The organism is Microbacterium sp. (genome assembly GCF_032084865.1).
GTDB lineage: Bacteria > Actinomycetota > Actinomycetes > Actinomycetales > Microbacteriaceae > Microbacterium.
Window position 1 is genome coordinate 1 of record NZ_DAMDLU010000047.1, and the last position, 19,695, is coordinate 19,695.

Annotated in this window: 20 protein-coding genes; 11 read left to right on the top strand and 9 right to left on the bottom strand. The window is 70.0% G+C overall.

The annotated features are described in order from the left end of the window. Both RT309_RS06730 and RT309_RS06735 read right to left on the bottom strand, forming a co-directional pair. Window positions 1–630 (bottom strand): thiamine pyrophosphate-binding protein (locus RT309_RS06730; protein ID WP_313356100.1); only part of this gene is annotated, 630 nt, incomplete at its 3' end. Next, a complete protein-coding gene (locus tag RT309_RS06735; RefSeq protein ID WP_313356101.1) occupies window positions 627–968 on the bottom strand; it encodes a PLD nuclease N-terminal domain-containing protein in 342 nt (113 codons plus the stop codon). The genes RT309_RS06730 and RT309_RS06735, both read right to left, overlap by 4 nt. 86 nt (window positions 969–1,054) lie before the next feature. Between RT309_RS06735 and RT309_RS06740 the strand changes: the two genes are divergently transcribed. Next, window positions 1,055–1,315: a DUF4229 domain-containing protein gene (locus RT309_RS06740; protein WP_313356102.1), complete on the top strand. Its 261-nt coding sequence runs from the start codon at window positions 1,055–1,057 to the stop codon at window positions 1,313–1,315. 6 nt (window positions 1,316–1,321) lie between these two features. Here the strand turns inward: RT309_RS06740 and RT309_RS06745 are convergent, their stop codons facing one another. The 3 genes from RT309_RS06745 to RT309_RS06755 are packed head-to-tail and all read right to left on the bottom strand — an operon-like array spanning window position 1,322 to window position 3,118. Further along, on the bottom strand, window positions 1,322–1,618 hold the full coding sequence (locus RT309_RS06745; RefSeq protein ID WP_313356103.1) for a DUF4287 domain-containing protein: 297 nt from the start codon (window positions 1,616–1,618) through the stop codon (window positions 1,322–1,324). A gap of 32 nt (window positions 1,619–1,650) precedes the next feature. Then, on the bottom strand, window positions 1,651–2,616 hold the full coding sequence (locus RT309_RS06750) for a 1,4-dihydroxy-2-naphthoate polyprenyltransferase (protein WP_313356104.1): 966 nt from the start codon (window positions 2,614–2,616) through the stop codon (window positions 1,651–1,653). 52 nt (window positions 2,617–2,668) lie between these two features. Continuing rightward, complete coding sequence (locus RT309_RS06755; RefSeq protein ID WP_313356105.1) at window positions 2,669–3,118, bottom strand: Lrp/AsnC family transcriptional regulator; 450 nt, start codon at window positions 3,116–3,118, stop codon at window positions 2,669–2,671. A 72-nt stretch (window positions 3,119–3,190) separates the two neighbouring features. On the opposite strand from RT309_RS06755, the gene RT309_RS06760 reads away from it, so the two are divergent. Both RT309_RS06760 and RT309_RS06765 read left to right on the top strand, forming a co-directional pair. Beyond that, window positions 3,191–4,660, top strand: coding sequence for a DUF6421 family protein (locus RT309_RS06760; protein WP_313356106.1), 1,470 nt, complete (start codon window positions 3,191–3,193; stop codon window positions 4,658–4,660). Window positions 4,661–4,701: 41 nt separating this feature from the next. Continuing rightward, window positions 4,702–5,343: an SDR family NAD(P)-dependent oxidoreductase gene (locus tag RT309_RS06765; protein WP_313356107.1), complete on the top strand. Its 642-nt coding sequence runs from the start codon at window positions 4,702–4,704 to the stop codon at window positions 5,341–5,343. Here the strand turns inward: RT309_RS06765 and RT309_RS06770 are convergent. Both RT309_RS06770 and RT309_RS06775 read right to left on the bottom strand, forming a co-directional pair. Then, window positions 5,330–5,542, bottom strand: coding sequence for a hypothetical protein (locus RT309_RS06770; RefSeq protein WP_313356108.1), 213 nt, complete (start codon window positions 5,540–5,542; stop codon window positions 5,330–5,332). The genes RT309_RS06765 and RT309_RS06770 overlap by 14 nt on opposite strands. Then, complete coding sequence (locus RT309_RS06775) at window positions 5,539–6,894, bottom strand: MFS transporter (RefSeq protein ID WP_313356109.1); 1,356 nt, start codon at window positions 6,892–6,894, stop codon at window positions 5,539–5,541. The genes RT309_RS06770 and RT309_RS06775 overlap by 4 nt, the downstream gene beginning before the upstream one ends. Window positions 6,895–6,976: 82 nt before the next feature. Between RT309_RS06775 and RT309_RS06780 the strand changes: the two genes are divergently transcribed. Continuing rightward, entirely contained in the window at window positions 6,977–8,041 is a 1,065-nt protein-coding gene (locus RT309_RS06780) for a low specificity L-threonine aldolase (RefSeq protein WP_313356110.1), read from the top strand. A 150-nt stretch (window positions 8,042–8,191) separates the two neighbouring features. Here the strand turns inward: RT309_RS06780 and RT309_RS06785 are convergent, their stop codons facing one another. Beyond that, window positions 8,192–8,785, bottom strand: coding sequence for an NUDIX hydrolase family protein (locus RT309_RS06785; protein WP_313356111.1), 594 nt, complete (start codon window positions 8,783–8,785; stop codon window positions 8,192–8,194). A 44-nt stretch (window positions 8,786–8,829) separates the two neighbouring features. On the opposite strand from RT309_RS06785, the gene RT309_RS06790 reads away from it, so the two are divergent. Both RT309_RS06790 and RT309_RS06795 read left to right on the top strand, forming a co-directional pair. Continuing rightward, window positions 8,830–9,486 carry an alpha/beta fold hydrolase gene (locus RT309_RS06790; RefSeq protein WP_313356112.1) on the top strand — a complete coding sequence of 219 codons (657 nt, stop codon included), beginning with the start codon at window positions 8,830–8,832 and terminating at the stop codon, window positions 9,484–9,486. Window positions 9,487–9,732: 246 nt separating this feature from the next. Next, window positions 9,733–11,394 carry an ATP-binding cassette domain-containing protein gene (locus tag RT309_RS06795; protein ID WP_313356113.1) on the top strand — a complete coding sequence of 554 codons (1,662 nt, stop codon included), beginning with the start codon at window positions 9,733–9,735 and terminating at the stop codon, window positions 11,392–11,394. Window positions 11,395–11,444: 50 nt separating this feature from the next. Here the strand turns inward: RT309_RS06795 and RT309_RS06800 are convergent, their stop codons facing one another. Further along, window positions 11,445–11,855, bottom strand: a complete 411-nt coding sequence (locus tag RT309_RS06800; protein WP_313356114.1) for a DUF6157 family protein — start codon at window positions 11,853–11,855, stop codon at window positions 11,445–11,447. 82 nt (window positions 11,856–11,937) lie between these two features. On the opposite strand from RT309_RS06800, the gene RT309_RS06805 reads away from it, so the two are divergent. The 5 genes from RT309_RS06805 to RT309_RS06825 all read left to right on the top strand — a co-directional run bounded on the left by RT309_RS06805 (window position 11,938) and on the right by RT309_RS06825 (window position 19,620). After that, window positions 11,938–16,647 (top strand): DEAD/DEAH box helicase, encoded by a 4,710-nt coding sequence (locus tag RT309_RS06805; protein WP_313356115.1) that lies wholly within the window; start codon window positions 11,938–11,940, stop codon window positions 16,645–16,647. A 12-nt stretch (window positions 16,648–16,659) separates the two neighbouring features. Next, window positions 16,660–17,415: an EI24 domain-containing protein gene (locus RT309_RS06810; protein WP_313356116.1), complete on the top strand. Its 756-nt coding sequence runs from the start codon at window positions 16,660–16,662 to the stop codon at window positions 17,413–17,415. Beyond that, complete coding sequence (locus RT309_RS06815; RefSeq protein ID WP_313356117.1) at window positions 17,408–18,181, top strand: DNA-formamidopyrimidine glycosylase family protein; 774 nt, start codon at window positions 17,408–17,410, stop codon at window positions 18,179–18,181. Before RT309_RS06810 ends, RT309_RS06815 begins: the two co-directional genes overlap by 8 nt. Before the next feature lie 79 nt (window positions 18,182–18,260). Then, on the top strand, window positions 18,261–18,668 hold the full coding sequence (locus RT309_RS06820) for a transferase (protein ID WP_313356118.1): 408 nt from the start codon (window positions 18,261–18,263) through the stop codon (window positions 18,666–18,668). Window positions 18,669–18,918: 250 nt separating this feature from the next. After that, window positions 18,919–19,620, top strand: coding sequence for a helix-turn-helix domain-containing protein (locus RT309_RS06825; RefSeq protein ID WP_313356119.1), 702 nt, complete (start codon window positions 18,919–18,921; stop codon window positions 19,618–19,620). Window positions 19,621–19,695 lie beyond the last annotated feature (75 nt).

Genomic DNA, 19,695 nt, shown 5'->3' on the forward strand with positions numbered 1-19,695 from the left:
ACTGGGCAGGTTCAGGTGCACGGGTCCGCAGACCCCCGCCAGGCCGCCTCCGTCGAGACCGAGCGCTGCGCGCACGGCCCGCTCGCCCAGGCCCGACCACGCCGTCGGAGATCTCAGATCGTCCGCTCGCGCACCGGCGTGTTCACCCGCGACACTCCCCCGCGGAACCGATCCGTCTGCGATCTCCGACGCGGCATCCACCGAGTCGGGCACGTCGGCATCGACGTGCAGGCGCACGAACGGGCCGAAGATGCCCGGCTGCACGGTCGCCTGGTTCGCGCCCACGCCGCGCAGCTCGGGCGGCCGGTCGGCGGTCAGCAGCAGAAGGGGCACTCCGGAGTGGTAGGCCTCCATGGCCGCAGGCAGCAGGTTGCCCGCCGCCGTACCCGACGTGCAGACGACAGCGACGGGAGCGCCTGTCTCGCGCGCCAGTCCGAGCGCCGTGAATCCCGCTGCCCTCTCGTCGATGCGCACGTGCGAGCGCATCGCCCCGGTGCGAGCGAGTGCGGTCGCCGCGAGCGCGAGGGCCTGCGAGCGCGAGCCCGGTGAGAGTACGAGGTCGCGCACGCCGTGCGCGATGAGCTCAGCGAGCAGGTCGGCCGCCGCGTCGCTCGCGGGCGATCCCGTCACGGGCGAGGTTCCGTGCCGTCGGTCTCGTCGTCGAGGCGCGCGAGCTCCTCTTCCAGCTGCCGGATCCGGGCATCCTGCTCCGTCGTGCTCATGCGCTGCAGGGCAACCGGGTCGTCGTCCGGCCCGGTCACGAAATCGCTGATCCGCTCGCCGCGGCGGCGGCGGCCGATCCAGAACCAGAGGATGCCGCCGATGACCGGCAGCAGAACGACGATCAGAACCCACGCGCCCTTCGACACTCCGCGGTGCCGGTCGGCAGGCTGCGCGGCCACGTCGACGATGCTGAACACCCAGAAGATGACAGCCAGAAAACCGCCGACGATCAGGAGACGAGCCATACTCCCAGTGTAGTTCGCCCCGGACCGCGTGGGCCCGGGCAGTCAGCGCACAGCAGGCGCCTAGGCCGCGCTCGTAGACTGTCGGGGTGAAGCTGCCACCCCTCCTCGTGTACACCGTGCTGCGGCTGCTGGCGTTCGTCGTGCCGCTGGGGATCCTGTGGCTTTTTCCCGTCTTCCGCGAGTACTGGTGGCTGGCTGCGCTGTTCGCCGCGCTGATCGGCATGAGCATCTCGCTGCTGTTCCTGCGGGCGCCGCTGTCGCGGGCATCACGCGAGATCTACGCCAAGCGCAACCGCGATCGCGGTCGCACCGACGAGGACGCAGAGGATTCCGCCTCCGGCGTCTGACGCGATTCAGCCGGCGGATGCCGGGTTGCTGGCCTTGCCGTCGAGCCACAGCGTGTCGGACGCATCGGCGTGCGCGCCGTCGCTGCCGACGTGCTTGTCGCTGATCTGCGGCCCCTTGGTGATCACGTGCACGAGTGCCATGCCGTAGCCGCGCGAGAGGTCGTAGTCGGCCTTGAGCCATTCGAGGATGGGCGCTGCCTTGGTGTCGGGCCCGAACCCTTTCCCGGATGCCAGCTCGATGAACTGACGCGGGGTGAGACCGGTCTTGGTCTCGATGTTGTCGAGGTATGCCTGGAATGACATGGTGCTCCTTGATGCTCTTCGACCCGCGGCGTTCAGCCCACGAGCGCCCAGTAGATCAGGCCGGCGTAGGCCAGCGCAGTCAGAGACGTGAGCCCCAGCGCCACGACCAGTTCGCGGGGGTGACGGTGGAACCAGACGATGATGATCGCCACCAGCCCTGAGAGCAGCGCGAGCATCGAGAGCCACGCGATCGGGTAGAGCAGGGCGATCCACGCAGCCAGAGCGAACGGGATCAGCACGAACACGGTGAACAGCACCTTCGTCGCGCGCCTGCCGATCAGCACCGAGAGGGTGCGCTTGCCGACGGCACGATCCTTATCGATGTCACGCAGGTTGTTGGCCAGCAGCACCGCGCAGGCGAACAGTCCCGCGGCGACCGCGACGACCCAGGCGACGGCAGGCAGATACTGCACCTGCACCCACGTCGTGCCGAGAGTGGCGACCAGCCCGAAGAACACGAAGACGAACAGCTCGCCCATCGCGTTGTAGCCGTACGGGCGCCTGCCTCCGGTGTAGAACCAGGCGGCGACGATGCACAGGGCCCCGACTGCGAGCATCCACCACTGCTGCGATCGGATGACGATAGTCAGACCGACCACGGCGGCGAGCGCGAAGAAGACCAGCGCGACCAGCAGCACCCGTTTCGCCGGGATGCGGCCCGACGCGGTCAGGCGGGCGGGACCGACGCGGTCGGCGTCGGTGCCCCGGATGCCGTCGCTGTAGTCGTTGGCGAAGTTCACGCCGATCTGCAGCAGCACCGCGACGGCAAGGCAGGCGAGCGCGATGACCCAGTGGAAGAGGTGATCGACGGTCTGCGCCGCGCCGGTTCCGAGCACGACCGGGGCCACAGCGAGCGGCAGGGTGCGCAGACGGGCGGCGCCGATCCAGTCTTTCGCCGTCACGGGCTCGAGGGCGAGCACCGGGCGCTTCGCCGGGTTGCCGCTGCTGCGACGCCGCTGCGGAGCGCGCTTCTTCGTCTTCTTGGAGGAACCTGCCACGGCAGAGATCCTACTGTTCACGCCTTTGCTCGCCGTCGCCCCTCCCCTGCCGTCAGGCGGGTGAGACGATCGGCCGACGCTCGTAGAAGGTCTGCAGCACGACCGTGGTCCGCGTGCGGACGTTGGCCGCGATCCGGATGTCGCGGACAAGCTGCTCGAGGGCGCGGGGCGACTCCACCCGCACGAACAGCATGTATGCGGCGTCGCCAGCGATCGAATGGCACGCCTCGATCGCGCTGAGATGCTCGAGCAGCTCGGGAGCGTTGTCGGGCTGGGCGGGGTCGAGGGGCGTGATCTCGATGAACGCCGACAGGGGCGCGCCCACCTGCTCGGGATCGAGCACCGCCTGATAGCCCACGATCACGCCACGTGACTCGAGCCGCTTCAACCTCGACTGCACGGCCGAGGTCGACAGCCCCACCGCATCGGAGAGTTGCGCGAGCGTGGCTCTCCCGTCGCGCGAGACGGCGGCGAGGATCGCATGATCGACAGTGTCATCCATGGATGGAATAATAGAGGCGAAACATGTCTGTCACCGGAAATTTTCCGGCCTGTCACGCGATCGGAGGGTTCGATGTCCACCATCACCAACGCCACTCAGAGCATCATCGGCGAGCCCGAGGTCGTCGAGGACGCGTCCGCAGCCGAGCACAGCGCCGCGTGGAAGCTGCTCAAGGACGCTGCGATCGCGATCCGGCCACTGCAGGTCAAAGACGGGTCGATCCCTTCGACAGGCCCAGGGGCCCAGGGGGAAGGCTCAGGGACCCAGGGGGATGCCCACGAGGCGGCGGCACGTCACGTGGCTGCGATCATCTCCGGCATCCGGGCTCTCGCCCCCGCCTTCCCGCACGACGCGGCCTACCTCGACGCGCTCGTCGTCGACTTCCAGCGCTGGGCCGATGACGGTTTCGGCGTGCCGGATTTCCTCGACTCGCTGGTCGCCTTCCAGCCGCAGGAGCACCGTGTCGACGGCATCCGTCACCTCGTCGTCTTTCCGATGTACACGCAGAACGGCTCGAGCGACCGTCTCGTCGAGGCGCTGATCGTCGAGACCATCTGGCCCGAGTTCATCGCCGAGCTCGAGGCGGGCGACTACGGCAACAAGCTGTTCGTCTCGCTGCGCCTGATCGATTTCACCCCCGGCTACGACACGAACTCGGCGGTGCTGTTCCCCGAGACGGTGGCCATGCGCGAGATCCCCTCGTTCACGTGGGGCGCGATCTTCCAGGACCGCGAGGCCGCCCGATACCGCCGCGTGGTGCGCGCGGCGTCGGAGATCACGAACCTCGATCTGCCCGAGCGCGCGAAGGCGATGCTCGACGACCAGCAGATGACCGAGAAGACGTTCGTGATGTGGGACATCATCCACGACCGCACCCACATGCGCGGCGATCTGCCGTTCGACCCGTTCATGATCAAGCAGCGGATGCCGTTCTTCCTCTACTCGCTCGAGGAGATGCGCTGCGACATGACCGCGTTCCGCGAGTCGGTGAAGATCGAGCGCGCATTCGACGCGCGGGTGGCGGCCGGCGAGACGCTCACCGAGACCGAGCAGGAGATGCACGACTACGCGCACCTCGTGCAGTACGCGGTGATCTTCGACCGCATCTTCCGCTTCGCGATCACCGGCAATCGGGTGCGCAACTACGACGCCGTCGGCGGGCAGCTGCTGTTCGCGTGGCTGCACCAGCGCGGCGTGCTGCACTGGACCGACACCGCCCTCGCTTTCGACTGGGACAACGTTCCCGACGCGGTCGTCGCCCTGGGAGACGCGATCGACGACCTGTACTGGCACTCGATCGACCGCCCCAAGGTGGCGCACTGGCTCGCCGCGTACGAACTCGTCCGCGGCACCCTCACTCCGCACCCCGCATCGCAGTGGGCGCGGGGGCTGTCTGACGAGGTCCTCGCCGGCGCGCCGAAGGGCTACACCGATGCCGTGCTGGACGACGAGTTCCCGCTGTCGATGTTCTTCGAGACGCTCGACAAGAAGATGAAGCCGGTGATCGAGTCGACCGTGGGCATCCGCGGCACCGACCTTTAACCGGCACCGACAGCCGACACCGTCGTTTCAGGGAGCGCATCATGAGCATCCACCGCACCGTCGTCCTCGCCGGCGCCACCAGCGACGCCGGTCTCGCGACCGCCTCCGCGCTGATCGGGGCAGGCGCCCGGGTGATCGCCACCGGCCGCTCGGAGGAACGGCTCGCCGCGCTTCGGAATGCCGGGGCGCAGACCGAGATCGCCGACCCCACCTCGTTCACCGAGATGACAGCGCTGGCCGAGAAGCTCGGCTCCGTCGACGCGGTGATCCCGCTCGTCGGCGGCTGGCGCGGCGGCGGCGGGCTCGCCGGGCAGAGCGATGCGGACTTCGACGCGCTGCTGCCTGCTCTGCAGGCCGTGCGCGCGACGAGTCGCGCCTTCGACGCGGCCATCAGGGCGTCGGATGCCGGTCGCTTCGCGATCGTGTCATCGACGGCGGTCACCCGTCCCCTGGCGGGCGGTGCGAACTACGCGGCTATGAAGGCGTCGAGCGAGGCGTGGACGCGTGCTGTCGCGCAGGGGTACGCCAAGGCGGCGCGGGATGCCGGTGCCGCCCTGCGCACGGCATCCGTCATCTTCCGTGCCGAGGGCGCCCTGCAGCCGGACGCGCTGTCGCGGGCGGTGGTCGCGCTGTGGGATCGGGATGCCGCAGAACTGAACGACACCGTCCTCACGCTCGGCTGAGCACGTCAGAGTTCGAGCCGCCACAGCCCACCTCGCTGCGAAACAGCGCCTTGCGCTCGTCGAGCGGCATGTGCCACCAGTCACCGTCGCCGAGCCGCTGCCGTTCGCACTGGCATCGTCGAGCAGAGCCGGTGAGGATCCTCTGCAGCTCGTCCCAGCTCGCCTGGCCCGCCGGCACGACCCGCACCGCGCCGGTCACGCGGACTCCTCCGCCTCGACTGCCTCAGGTTCCGCGGGTTCGGGCGCCTGGGCGTACAGCTCGGTGAGCAGTCGGTACGAGCGCGTGAAGAACGCGAGGCCCGCCGCGACGACCATCACCAGGCCCGCGAACAGGCAGACCAGGGCGATACCGCGCGCCTGGCCGTCGCCGAGCAGCCACTCCCACTGCATCCGGCCCTCGTCGCTGCGCATGTAGGGGATGATCATGAACTCCGCGATCGGCGCGATCAGGAACGCCGTGACCGGAGCCGCAGCCGCCTCGATCGCCTGTGCCACGCCGAAGACGCGACCCTGCCTGGCGTACGGGACGACCTTCTGGATCACGGTCTGCTCTGCCGCCTCGACCGGCGGGATCATCATCATGTACAGCCACATGCCGACGACGAACAGCGGCCACCACTCGCGCAGCGTGAACACCGCCCCGACGATGCCCATGCCCGCGACGACGAGCAGCATGGTGCGCACGGGGCGAGTGCCGAGGCCGAACTTCGCGACCAGCGCGCCGCCGATGAGGAATCCGGTCGACGAGAAGGCGAGCGCGATGCCCCACATCTGAGCGGAGAAGAGCGTGAGCCCGTACGGGTCCATCAGGGCCATGTACACGCCGCCGATGAGGTTGTTGAACGTCGAGAACACGATCAGGGCGAACAGGCCGGGAGCGGCGCGGATGGCCTTCACGCTGCCGTGGAAGTCGAGCGCACTCGGCGCATCGGGATCGCGCTGCGGCGCCTCCTCGGGGATGCGCACGAACAGCAGGTGCCCGAATGTCACCGCCATCGCGACGATCGCGATGATCAGCGTCCATCCCATGCCGAGGAAGCCGATCGACAGCCCCGAGAACACGCTCGTCACGAGAAACGCGATGCCCTGCACGGTGCCGACCAGACCGTTCGCGTTGGCGTGCCTCTCTTCGGGGATCAGCAGCGTGACCGTCGTCGACAGCGCGATGTTGCGCAGCTGCTCGATGACGCCGCCGATGAGGATGATCAGCGCGAACGCCCAGAACCACGGACCGCCGATCTCGAGCAGCGCCGACTCGGGCTGCCACAGGTAGAGCAGGCCCGCCGCACCGAACGCGACGGCGGAGACGACGCTCGAGATGAGCATCACGGTGTGCTTGCGGTAGCGGTCGACGATGGTGCCGAACACCATCGAGAAGAAGGCGATGAGCAGCATGTACGCCCCGCCGATGATGCCCGTGGCCAGCACGGACCGCGTCTCGATGTACACCCAGAACGTGAGCGCGAACCACAGGAAGCTGGTCGTCACGTTGGCGATCAGCGTGTTCACGAGCACGTTCGTGAACGCCCTCGTCTTCGCCGTTGCGGTCACGGGTCGAGGGTAAACCTGGCCACCGACATCCGACAGGTGTCCGCCGCAGATCCGCACATCCGCCAACCACTAAAATCGGACGGTGAGCACTCTGCATGACAGCGCCGTCCGCGGCTTCGCATCCGACAACTACTCCGGCATCCACCCCGAGGTGCTGGCGGCGATCTCCGCCGCCAACGGCGGTCACCAGGTCGCGTACGGCGAGGACCAGTACACCGAACGGCTGCAGCAGGTGTTCCGACGCCACTTCGGCGACAGTGCGCAGGCGTTCCCCGTCTTCAACGGCACCGGCGCGAACGTCACCGGCCTGCAGTCGATGATCCCCCGCTGGGGCGCGGTGATCGCGGCATCCACCGCGCACATCAACGTCGACGAGGGCGGCGCCCCCGAGCGCATCGGCGGGTTCAAGCTGCTCACCGTGCCGGCCGACGACGGCAAGCTCACCCCCGAGCTGGTCGACCGCGAGGCATGGGGCTGGGGCGATGAGCACCGCGCGCAGCCGCTGGTCGTCTCGATCACCCAGTCGACCGAGCTCGGCACCCTCTACACGGTCGACGAGATCAAGGCCCTAGCCCAGCACGCGCATGAACGCGGGATGAAGCTGCACCTCGACGGCGCCCGCATCTCGAACGCGGCCGCGGCCCTCGACGTGCCGCTCGGCACCTTCACGACCGACGCGGGTGTCGACGTGCTCAGCTTCGGCGGCACGAAGAACGGCGCGATGCTGGGCGAGGCGATCGTGGTGCTGAATCCGGATGCCGCCGAGGGCCTGCTGTACAGCCGCAAGTTCAACATGCAGCTGTCATCGAAGATGCGCTTCGTGTCGGCGCAGCTGATCGCCCTGCTCGAGGGCGACCTGTGGCTGCGCAACGCCCGTCATTCGAACGCGATGGCGCAGCGTCTGCGCGCCGAGGTCGAGCAGGGCATCGCCGAGGGCAGCATCCACGGCGTCGGCTTCACCCAGCCGACCCAGTCGAACGGCGTCTTCGCGACCCTGCCGGACGGAGTCGCCGACCGGCTGCGCGAGAAGTTCCGCTTCTACGACTGGGATGCCGCGCGCAACGAGGTGCGCTGGATGTGCTCGTTCGACACGCAGGAGTCCGACGTCGACGCGTTCGTCGCCGAGCTCGCGCGCCTCACTTCCTGACGAACCTGCCGGCAGGCGCGTCCCGCCTTCGCCGACACCCCCAGTTCCTGCCGCAACCCCCGGCTGCACACGGTTTGCAGCTGGGAATCTCGGCGATATGTGAAGGTGTCGGCGCCCGGGGCGGCGCGACGCCGGGCTGGCGTCGCCTCGTCAGCGCAGCAGTCCGAGGTGCGCGAGAGCCTGGCGGATGAGAGTGCCGCGGCCGCCTTCGAGGTCGGCGGCGAGCGAGTCGGACGCCGCCTCCTCGGGTGAGAACCAGGTCACCTCGAGTGCGTCCTGCCTCGGTTCGCAGGTGCCGGTGACGGGCACGACGAAAGCGAGCGACACGGCGTGCTGGCGGTCGTCATGGAACGCGCTCACACCGGGGATCGGGAAGTACTCCGCCACCGTGAACGGCGCAGGCGACGCCGGCAGCAGCGGGAACGCCATGGGGCCGAGATCGTTCTCGACATGACGGAACAGCGCGTCCCGGATCGTCTCGCCGTATCGCACTCGCCCCGAGACGATCGTTCGGGTGATCTCGCCGAGCGGGGTCGATCGCAGCAGCACGCCGATGGACGTGACCTGACCCGACCCGTCGGTGAGCACGGGGACCGCCTCGACGTACAGCATGGGCAGGCGGCGGCGGGCCTCCTCGAGCTCGATGTCGGTGAGCCAGCCCGGGTTCGCGTCGGCCTGACGCGCGCCGTCGTAGCCGAAGTCGTCGTCGGGCTCGGGGCCGGGATCAGGAGTGCGCACCGCCATGGCTTATTTCTACCAGCGTCGGAGACGACTGGCAGGATGTCAGCGTGACAGTCTCGATCGATTCCTCCGTGACGCTGTGGTCGCCCGAGCCGCGCGACGGCAAGCCGCTGCTGGTGCTGCTGCACGGCTACGGCGCCGACGAACGCGACCTGTTCGGGCTGATCCCCTACCTTCCCGAGGGCATCGCGGTCGCCGCCGTCGGCGCGCCGCTCACGCCGCCGTGGCCGATGCCGGGTCGGTCGTGGTACGCGATCGATTCGCTCGACACTCGGGATGCGGCGGGCATCACCACCGCGGCAGAGGCGCTGCTCACGTGGCTCGACGAGGCATCGGCCGGCGCCCGCTCGATCGCCCTGCTCGGTTTCTCGCAGGGCGCGGCGGTCTCGCTGCAGGCGCTGCGTCTCGACCCTTCGCGGATCGACGCGGTCGTGGCGCTCAGCGGTTACGTGGCGACGGGTGATCTGCCGAACGACGAGGTGCTGCACGAGCAGCGCCCGCCCGTCTTCTGGGGGCGCGGCACGCACGATGACGTCATCCCGGCGGGTCTGGTCGACCACACGGCGCAGTGGCTGCCGGCGCACACCGAACTGTCGGGGCGCGTCTATCAGGGGCTCACCCACTCGATCTCGGAGCAGGAGCTGTCCGACGTGCACGTCTTCCTCTCGCAGTGGAAGGATGCGGCCCTGAAGAAGGCTCCGTGAATCGCGACACGCCCGGGTTGCGCACCGCCGGAGCGCGCAGGTAAAGTCACAGCGTCCTGTCCGCCGTGTCTGGAAGTCCATTGATCTGATCCGTCGCCTCTCCGCGTAATTCATCCACGCGCTGATCCGACGATCCTTCCCGCCGCACAGGCATCCACTCCGGAATCGATATCTTCGGCGTCTCTCGACGTCTCTTCCGAGGCCGTTCGTCGGCATCCGCGCCCCGCACACTTCCGGGAGTCGCTCATGTCATCACCCCACACCTCCAGCCCTGCCGTCACCCTCGACCGGGTCTCGCTCACCTGGCCCGACGGCTCGACCGCCCTCGACTCCGTGTCCGGGTCGTTCGGGTCGCACCGCACTGGCCTCGTCGGGCGCAACGGCGCCGGCAAGTCGACGCTGCTGCGTCTGATCGCGGGCGAGCTGACGGCCACGTCCGGTCAGATCCTGCGCTCGGCGCCCGTCGCCCACCTGCCGCAGCGACTCACGCTCGAGACCGATCGCCGTGTCGCCGACCTGCTCGGCATCGCGATCCCGCTCGACGCGGTGCGGGCCATCGCCGCGGGAGACGTCGACACGGCGCACTTCGACGCCGTGGGCGACGACTGGGACATCGAGGCGAGGGCCGAGGCATCCCTCGCCGAGGCCGGACTCGATCCGGCTCTCCTCGACCGCACCGTGGGCGAGCTGTCGGGTGGCGAAGCCGTGCTCGCCGCCGTCGCCGGCATCCGCTTGCGCCGTGCACCGATCACGCTGCTCGACGAGCCGACCAACAACCTCGACCGGGAGGCGCGAGCGCGGCTCGCCGAGATGGTGCGCGCCTGGAAGGGCGCGCTGATCGTCGTGAGCCACGATGTGTCGCTGCTCGAGCTGATGGACGACACCGCCGAGATCCACGGCAGCGAGCTGAGCGTGTTCGGCGGCCCGTACTCGCAATGGCGGACGTGGCTGGATGCCGAGCAGAGCGCGGCGCGGCAGGCCGAGCGTGACGCCGCTCAGGCGTACCGCAAAGAGAAGCGGCAGCGGATCGAGGCTGAGGCGAAACTCGCCACCCGGGCGCAGATCGCCCGCAAGGCGTTCGACGAGAAGCGCGTGCCGAAGATCGTCGCCAACGGTCGCAAGATGTCGGCGCAGGTGTCGGCGGGCAGGCTGCGCACCGAGGCAGGGGGCAAGGAGGATGCCGCCCGTCACGCCTTGGATGCCGCGGGGCGGCGGATCCGCGACGACGACACCATGAAGATCGACCTGCCCGACCCGGGTGTGTCGGCGTCCCGCCGCATCGCGACGATCGGCGACGGCGAGCGCACATGGATCGTGCAGGGACCGGAGCGGGTGGCACTGATCGGCCGAAACGGGGTCGGCAAGAGCACCCTGCTGCGCCGGCTGGTGGCATCCGGTGCTCACAGCTCAGGAGATTCCGCTGGGCCGAAGGCGGAAACCGCCGTTCCTGAGGTTCTGCGGCCGGTTCTCCTGAATTGTGAACCGCACACCGACCGCATCGGGTACCTCTCGCAACGGACCGACGGGCTCGATGAGCAGGCGTCGGTGGTGCAGAACGTCGCCGCGGCTGCGCCGCAGGTGCCCGACAGAGAGCTGCGCAACAGGCTCGCGCGGTTCCTGATCAGGGGCGCCACGATGGACCGGCCCGTCGCGTCACTGTCTGGTGGCGAGCGGTTCCGGGTCGTGCTGGCGACGCTGCTGCTCGCCGACCCGGCCCCGCACCTGGTCGTGCTCGACGAGCCGACCAACAACCTCGACCTCGACACGGTCGACCAGCTCGTCGAGGCACTGCGGGCCTACCGCGGTGCCGTGCTGATCGTCAGCCATGACGACGTTTTCCTGGGGCGGCTGGGGATGGACCTCACGCTCGAGCTGGATGCTGAAGGGCGGCTCACCGAGGTGAGCTGACCACGAGCGTGGCGGGCGGGCCGATGCCCGGCCGCCACCCTCGTCGCTTCCTACGACTTTCGACTGGAGCGCATGGCCCGCGTATGGGCGATCGCCGGGTCGGCGGCGAGCGCGGCGTACTCCTCGGAGTCGCGCGGGAACATCGCGACGCGGCCGTGCTCGTCGTGATGCGTGCCCCAGCCGTAGCGCTTGCCGAGTGGTGACGCGCGCAGGCATGCCTGCCCCTTCGAGAAGAACTCGGCCCTGGCGTCCGCATCGCCCGGATCGATGCCCTTGCGCAGCGCGTGCGTCTCGAACAGTACGTCATCGGACGTGCGGGTGTACGGCTCTTCGCTGAGCAGGCGGTAGTGCAGGGCGGCGATCGACAGGTTCTCGGCGATCGGCGGCTCGACGCCGTACGAGGCCGGGCAGTCCTCGCCGACTTCGATGAACGTGTTCGTGTAGTTCGTCGTGTGCGCCATGGCGCCAGCATCCCCTACCCCTCCGACGTTGTCGAGAGCAAGGCACAGGTGCAGTGTCGGGGGCCTGGCCCATCATGGAGGGATGAGCGATGTGCTCGACAGATTCACGCCCGCGACGCAGGACTGGTTCCGCGGGGCGTTCGACGCGCCCACGCCCGCGCAGGCCGGCGCGTGGGACGCCATCTCCGCCGGACGAAACGCCCTGGTCGTCGCGCCGACAGGGTCGGGCAAGACGCTGTCGGCGTTTCTCTGGGCGATCGACCGCGTGTTCCGCGAGCGGGCGGCCGGTGCGGCCGCGACACCGGATGCCGAGCAGCGCGCTTCGCGCACCCGCGTGCTCTACATCTCGCCTCTGAAGGCTCTGGGCGTCGACGTCGAGCGCAACCTGCGCTCACCCCTGATCGGGATCGGGCAGTCGGCGCGGCGCCTGGGCGTGCCCGCCCCCGAGATCACCGTGGGGGTGCGCTCAGGCGACACGACCTCGAGCGATCGGCGCAAGCTCGTCAGCGACCCGCCCGACATCCTCATCACGACACCCGAGTCGCTGTATCTCATGCTCACCAGCCGCGCCGGCGAGACGCTGCAGAACGTGCACACCGTGATCATCGACGAGGTGCACGCCGTGGCCGCGACCAAGCGCGGGGCGCACCTGGCGGTCAGTCTTGAACGCCTCGACGCGCTGCGCACCGCCCGGGGCGCGCAGACGCCGGCGCAGCGGATCGGCCTGTCGGCGACGGTGCGACCGATCGACGAGGTCGCCCGGTTCCTCGGCGGGTCCGCTCCGGTCGACATCGTCGCGCCGCGCGCGGTGAAGACGTTCGAGCTCGGCGTCGTCGTGCCGATCGACGACATGCGCAACCCTCCCCCCCCGCCCGGCCCCGCGGCAGGCTCAGGCACCCACGACGGGGAGCCTGCCGAGGCGACCGAGATCACCGGGTCGGTGTGGCCGCACGTCGAAGAGGCGATCGTCGACAAGGTTCTCGAGAACCGCTCGACCATCGTGTTCGCGAACTCCCGGCGGCTGGCCGAGCGGCTCACCGGGCGGCTCAATGAGATCTACGCCGAGCGGGCGGCCCTGCGGCAGGCTCAGGGACCCACGGCAGGGCAGGACCAGGCCGGTGCGACGGCGGGCGCCGAGCCCGTACTCGCGAAGGCCCATCACGGGTCGGTGTCGAAAGAGCAGCGGGCGATCGTCGAAGATGAGCTGAAGTCGGGCGCGCTGCGCTGCGTCGTCGCGACGAGCAGCCTCGAGCTCGGCATCGACATGGGCGCGGTCGACATGGTCATCCAGGTCGAGGCGCCGCCGTCCGCAGCGTCCGGTCTGCAGCGCGTCGGACGCGCCGGCCACCAGGTCGGCGAGATCAGCCGGGCATCCCTGTTCCCCAAGCACCGCGGCGACGTGCTGCACACCGCGATCGTCACCGAGCGGATGCTCGCCGGGCAGATCGAGGCGATCGCCGTGCCGCGCAACCCGCTCGACATCCTTGCGCAGCAGACCGTCGCCGCCTGCGCGCTCGACTCGATCTCGGTCGAGGAGTGGTTCGAGACCGTGCGGCGCAGCGCGCCGTTCCAGACGCTCCCCCGCTCGGCGTACGAGGCGACCCTCGACCTGCTGGCCGGCAAGTACCCGTCGGACGAGTTCGCCGAACTGCGCCCGCGGGTCGTCTGGGATCGGGATGCCGGCACCCTGACCGGCCGGCCCGGAGCACAGCGCATCGCCGTCACCAGCGGCGGCACCATCCCCGACCGCGGGCTGTTCGGCGTGTTCGTCGCCGGCGAGACCACCGGCGCGCGCGTCGGCGAGCTCGACGAGGAGATGGTCTACGAATCGCGCGTCGGCGACGTGTTCACCCTCGGCACCACCAGCTGGCGCATCGCGGAGATCACCCACGACCGCGTGAACGTGCTCCCCGCATACGGTCAGCCGGGCAAGGTGCCGTTCTGGCATGGCGACGGCATCGGCCGCCCCTTCGAGCTCGGTGAAGCCCTCGGCCGGTTTTCGCGCGAGGTCTCGACCGCCGCACCTGCGAAGGCGCAGCAGCGTCTCATCGACGCGGGCCTCGACGAGCGCGCCCGCGACAACCTCATGGGGTATCTGACCGAGCAGCGCGAGGCGACGGGAACCCTGCCGACCGACCGCACGCTCACGGTCGAGCGGGGCCGCGACGAGGTCGGCGACTGGCGGATCATCCTGCATTCCCCGTACGGCATGAAGGTGCACGCGCCGTGGGCGCTGGCCCTGAACGCGCGGGTGAGCGAGCGCCTCGGCGTCGAGGGGTCGGCCGTGGCGAGCGACGACGGGATCATCGTGCGGATCCCGGATGCCGATGCGCAGCCGCCCGGGGCGGACCTGTTCGTCTTCGACGCCGACGAGCTCGAGCAGATCGTCACCGCCGAAGTGGGCGGATCCGCGCTGTTCGCCTCGCGGTTCCGGGAGTGCGCGGCTCGTGCCCTGCTGATGCCGCGGATGAACCCCAACAAGCGCACGCCGCTGTGGCAGCAGCGCCAGCGCTCGGCGCAGCTGCTCGAAGTCGCACGGCGGCATCCGACCTTCCCGGTGATCCTCGAGACGCTGCGCGAGGTGCTGCAGGACGTCTACGACCTGCCGTCGCTGCGACGGCTGATCACCGACATCGCCGAGCGTCGCATCCGGCTCGTCGAGACCGAACCCGCACAGCCCTCCCCCTACGCGCGCGATCTGCTGTTCGGGTATGTCGGCGCGTTCATGTACGAGGGCGACTCGCCCCTCGCCGAGCGGCGTGCCGCCGCGCTGTCGGTCGATCCCGCGCTGCTGGGCGAACTGCTCGGCACGGTCGAGATGCGCGAGCTGCTCGACCCCGACGTCATCGCGCAGTTCGAGCGCGAGGCGCAGCGGCTCGACCCGCAGCGCCGGGTGCGCGGCGTGGAGGGCGTCGCAGACCTGCTGCGGATGCTCGGGCCGCTGGATGCCGAGGAGGTGGCCCTCCGGCTCGAAGGCACGTCGACGAGCTCGGCGAGCAGGGGCGCGGAATCGGCGGCGGCGCCGGCGGGTGCCTCGACGGCGTCCCCCCATCCCGCATCGGCGACAGCGACGGCGGACGATGCTGCGGCCCTGCTCGCCGAGCTCGTCACCGCGCGCCGCGTCATTCCCGTCACCATCGCCGGTCGATCGCGGTTCACGGTGATCGAAGACGCCGGCCGTCTGCGCGACGCGCTCGGCGTGGCTCTGCCCACGGGCATCCCGGTCGCCTTCCTCGATCCTGTCGCCGACCCGCTCGGCGACCTCGTGTCGCGACATGCGCGCACGCACGGGCCGTTCACGACGGACGAGGTCGCGGCCCGCTTCGGCATCGGCGCGGCTGTCGCGCGGCATACGCTGCAGCGGCTGGAGTCGGCCGGCCGTCTCACGAGCGGGTTCTTCCTGCCCGCTGCGTCGGCCGACCCCTCGTCGACAGGCTCAGGCACGCAGGACTCGAAGGAGTGGTGCGACGCCGAGGTGCTGCGCCGTCTGCGCATGCGCTCGCTCGCGGCGATCCGCGGCAGTGTCGAGCCCGTTTCTCCGCAGGCGTACGCGCGGTTCCTGCCCGACTGGCAGCACCTCACGCGCCCGACGGAGGGCGTCGACGGCGTGCTCAGCGTGATCGAGCAGTTCGCCGGCGTGCCGATCCCCGCCAGCGCCTGGGAGTCGCTCGTTCTGCCCGGCCGGGTGCGCGACTACTCGCCCGCCCTGCTCGACGAGCTCACCGCCGCCGGCGAGGTCGTGTGGGCAGGCCACGGATCGCTGCCCGGTCGCGACGGCTGGGTCTCGCTGCACCCCGCCGACCTCGCGCCGTTCACCCTTCCGATGCCGGAGGAGGTGCCGGCGGCCGGCTCTCTCGAAGAGAAGGTGCTCGATGTGCTGCGCCTCAGCGGTGCGTCGTTCGCCGGCGCGCTGAAGGCGATGACCGGCGCCGAGAACCAGCAGTCGGTGCTCGAGGCGCTGTGGTCGCTGGCCTGGCAGGGGCACATCACGAACGACACCTTCGCTCCCGTCCGTGCGCTCATCGCGGGCGGTTCGCAGGCGCACAAGACCGCGCGGCGCGCCCCGCGCACCCGCACGTACCGCGGCATCTCGCTCACGCGTCCGAGCGCCCAGCCGTCGACCGCCGGTGCCGGTGGCCGCTGGGCGGTGCTGCCGGAGACCGATCCGGATGCCGCGCGCCGCGCCACCGTGACCGCGGGGCTGCTGCTCGATCGCTACGGCGTCGTCACCCGCGGGGCTGTGCAGGCAGAGGGCGTTCCCGGCGGCTTCGCGCAGGTGTACCGCGTGCTCGCGGGGTTCGAGGAGGCCGGGCACTGCCGCCGGGGGTACGTGATCGAGAAGCTCGGGGCGGCCCAGTTCGCGGCATCCACCACCGTCGACCGGCTGCGCACGTTCGCGGGGCTCGCCGATCCGCCACCGCTCAACGCGGTCACGCTCGCCGCCACAGACCCGGCCAATCCGTACGGCGCTGCTCTCGCCTGGCCGCGGATGGAGACGGTGTCGCACCGCCCCGGCCGTAAAGCCGGCGGCCTGGTCGTGCTCGTCGACGGCGAACTCGTGTTGTATCTCGAGCGGGGCGGCCGCACCGTGCTCGCCTTCGACGACGACCTCGAGGTGCTGAAGGCCGCCGCCGCCGACCTGGTCGCCACCTCGAGAGCGCGCCGGCTCGAGACCCTCACCGTCGAGAAGATCAACGGCGAGGGCGTGTACGGCACCCCGTTCGCATTCGCGCTGCAGGAAGCCGGTTTCGTGGCGACGCCGCGCGGCTATGCCCTGCGCAAGGCCGTCTGATTGACTTCACTCATGGTCAGCGAGTTCTTCACCGGCATCCGCTACCTCGGACGCGGCTTCGGATACTGGCGGCGACGCCCGGGGCTGATGGCGCTCGGGCTGGTACCCGGTCTCATCGCGCTCGCTCTGCTGGCCGCCGCGATCGTTCCGCTGCTGCTGAACCTCGGCGGCATCATCGCGTGGGCGACGCCGTTCGCCGATGGGTGGGCCCCGTTCTGGCGGGATGCCCTGCGCACCGCCATCGGTGTGGTCACGGCGATGGCCGTGCTGGCGCTCGCGAGCGTGACGTTCACCGCCCTCACCCTGCTGATCGGAGACCCGTTCTACCAGCGGATCTGGCGCGCGATCGAGACCGATCTCGGCGGCGACGTGCCCGAGGGGGACGGCGGATTCCTCGTGGCGCTCGGCGAGAGCATCCGCCTGATCGCTCTCGGCGCGCTCGTCGCCCTGCTGGCCCTCGCGATGGGCTTCGTGCCCCTCGTCGGCGCCCCGCTCGCCGCCGTCGCGAGCGTGCTGCTGACCGGACGGCTGCTCGCTCGCGAGCTCACCGGTCGGGCGCTGAATGCCCGCGACGTCCCGAGCGTCGAACGCTCGCGGCTCTTCGCGGGGCGCCGTGCACGCCTGCTCGGGTTCGGCGCGGCCACGCAGCTGTGCTTCATGGTGCCGCTCGGCGCGGTGTTCATCATGCCGACCGCGGTCGCCGGCGCCACCGTGCTGGCGCGCGATCTTCTGCACGAGCGCTCATCGACTGCGGCGCGCCATGCCTGAGGGCGACACGATCTATCGGGCCGCGAAGCGCCTCGACGCCGCGCTGCGCGACCAGGAGGTGACGCGGTTCGATCTGCGCGTGCCACGCCTCGCGACCGTCGATCTCTCGGGGCGGACGGTGCACGATGTGGTTCCTCGCGGCAAGCACCTGCTGATGCGGGTCGGCGACTTCACCCTGCATTCCCATCTGCGCATGGACGGCGCCTGGTTCACCTACCGCCCGGGCGAGAAGTGGCGTCATCCCGCGTTCAAGGTGCGCGCCATCGTCGGCACCGCCGAGCACGAAGCCGTGGGCGTCGACATCGCCGAGGTGAAGCTCGTGCCCACCCGCAGCGAGGGTGAGCTGGTCGATCACCTCGGCCCCGATCCGCTCTCCGATGATTGGGATCTCGATGAGGCCGTCCTACGCCTCAGCGCCGACGCACGACCGATTCACGTCGCCCTTCTCGACCAGCGCAACGTCGCCGGGTTCGGCAACGAATACGCGGCGGAACTGCTGTTCCTGCGCGGCGTCCGACCCGATACGCCGACACCAGACGTCGATGTTCCCGCGCTGCTGGATCTCGGCGTGCGCACGATCCGGGCGAATCGCGACCGCGTGGATCGTACCTTCACCGGCGATGCCAGACGCGGCTTCACCGACTGGGTCTACGGTCGCGCGGGGCGCTCGTGCCGACGCTGCGGCACCCCCATCCGCAAGGGCGAGCTGGGCGCGGATCCGACCCGTGAGCGCATCACTTTCTGGTGCCCGAGCTGCCAGCGGTGAGCTAATCCCAAACGGGGAATGAATCAACCCCCCTCCTGGTTGTAGATATATCCGGAAGACTCCGGGCACGGGAGGAAACGTGGGCAAGAACTACATCGATATCGAGGACGACCAGGGCGCCACGCTGCGATATCGCAAGCACGTCAACGGCCGCGGACTCGTCGCGCACGGCGCGAAGGTGCATCCGAAGGCTCTCATCGAAGCCGGTGCCTATGTCGAACCCGGCGCTCGAGTGGGCGCCGGAGCGCGGGTCGCGCGCGGCGCCTGGGTGGAGCCGGATGCCGTGATCGGCGAGAACGCACGGATCGACGCGCACGCGCACATCGGCGCCGGGGCTGCCGTCGGCGACGGCGCGTGGATCGGCGTCCGCACCGAGATCGGCGCGGGAGTGCAGGTGGCGCGGGGCACGCGCATCGGGCACGACGAGAGCGTCGCCCCTGGTCTCACGGTCATCACCGACCGGAAGGGACTCTGGCTGGCGGCCTGAGACCGTCGCATAAAGAGCCCGCGCGGTCGCATCGACCGGCGGGCTCTCGCATGCTCGCTCGCGTTCGCCTTCGACGGCCGTGCGGACGGCGATCGGCTCAGCGCCTCCTCTGCAGCCAGCCGTCCTCTGCCCCGCGGCGAGGACCGACAGAGCGAGCGCACCCACGAGCCATCCTCTCTAAATGAGGGTATTGCTAGAATTAGAGTCGCGAGCTTCTACAAACCCGGGGTTCTGCCCTCAGAGAGGCATCATGGACATCTCCGCACGGGCGTCGAGCATCGGGGCCCTCGCCGACGAGACGCGGCGAGCGCTCTACGAGCACGTCGTCGGTCAGCCCGACGCGGTCACTCGCGAAGCGGCCGCCACCGCTCTCGGCGTGCCGGCGCACATGGCACGCTTCCATCTCGACAAGCTCGTCGAGGCCGGACTTCTCGAGACCGAGTTCCGACGACTGAGCGGCCGCGCGGGCCCAGGCGCCGGCCGCCCGTCGAAGCTGTACCGACGAGCCGGCGGCACGGTGAGCATCTCGCTGCCCGAGCGCCGCTACGACCTGGTCGGGCACGTGCTCGCCAGCGCGATCGAGCGTGCCGACGAGGGGATGCCGTTGCGGTCTGCCCTCGACCAGGTCTCACACGACGAGGGCCGCTCGATCGCCGAGTCTGCCGCACACGCCGACGATCCTGACGAGGTCGACCGTCTCACGGCCGTGCTGACCGCGCAGGGCTTCGAGCCGCGACGCGAAGCCGACGGTGACGCCGGCGGCGACGGGGACGCCGTCATCCTCTCGAACTGCCCGTTCGACTCCCTCGCCCGCGAGCACACCGAGCTGGTCTGCTCCGCCAATCTGTCGCTGCTTCGCGGCGTGCTCGACGGCCTGCACTGCGACCATCTGCGTGCGTTCGGCGAGCCGCACGCGGGACGCTGCTGCGTGGTGATCCGTCCGCAGCGCTGATCGCGCAGGCGACCGGCCGTCCTCGTCGGGCCGGCGCACCGGCCACCGCGACGCGCCGGCGACGCGGCGGGTACG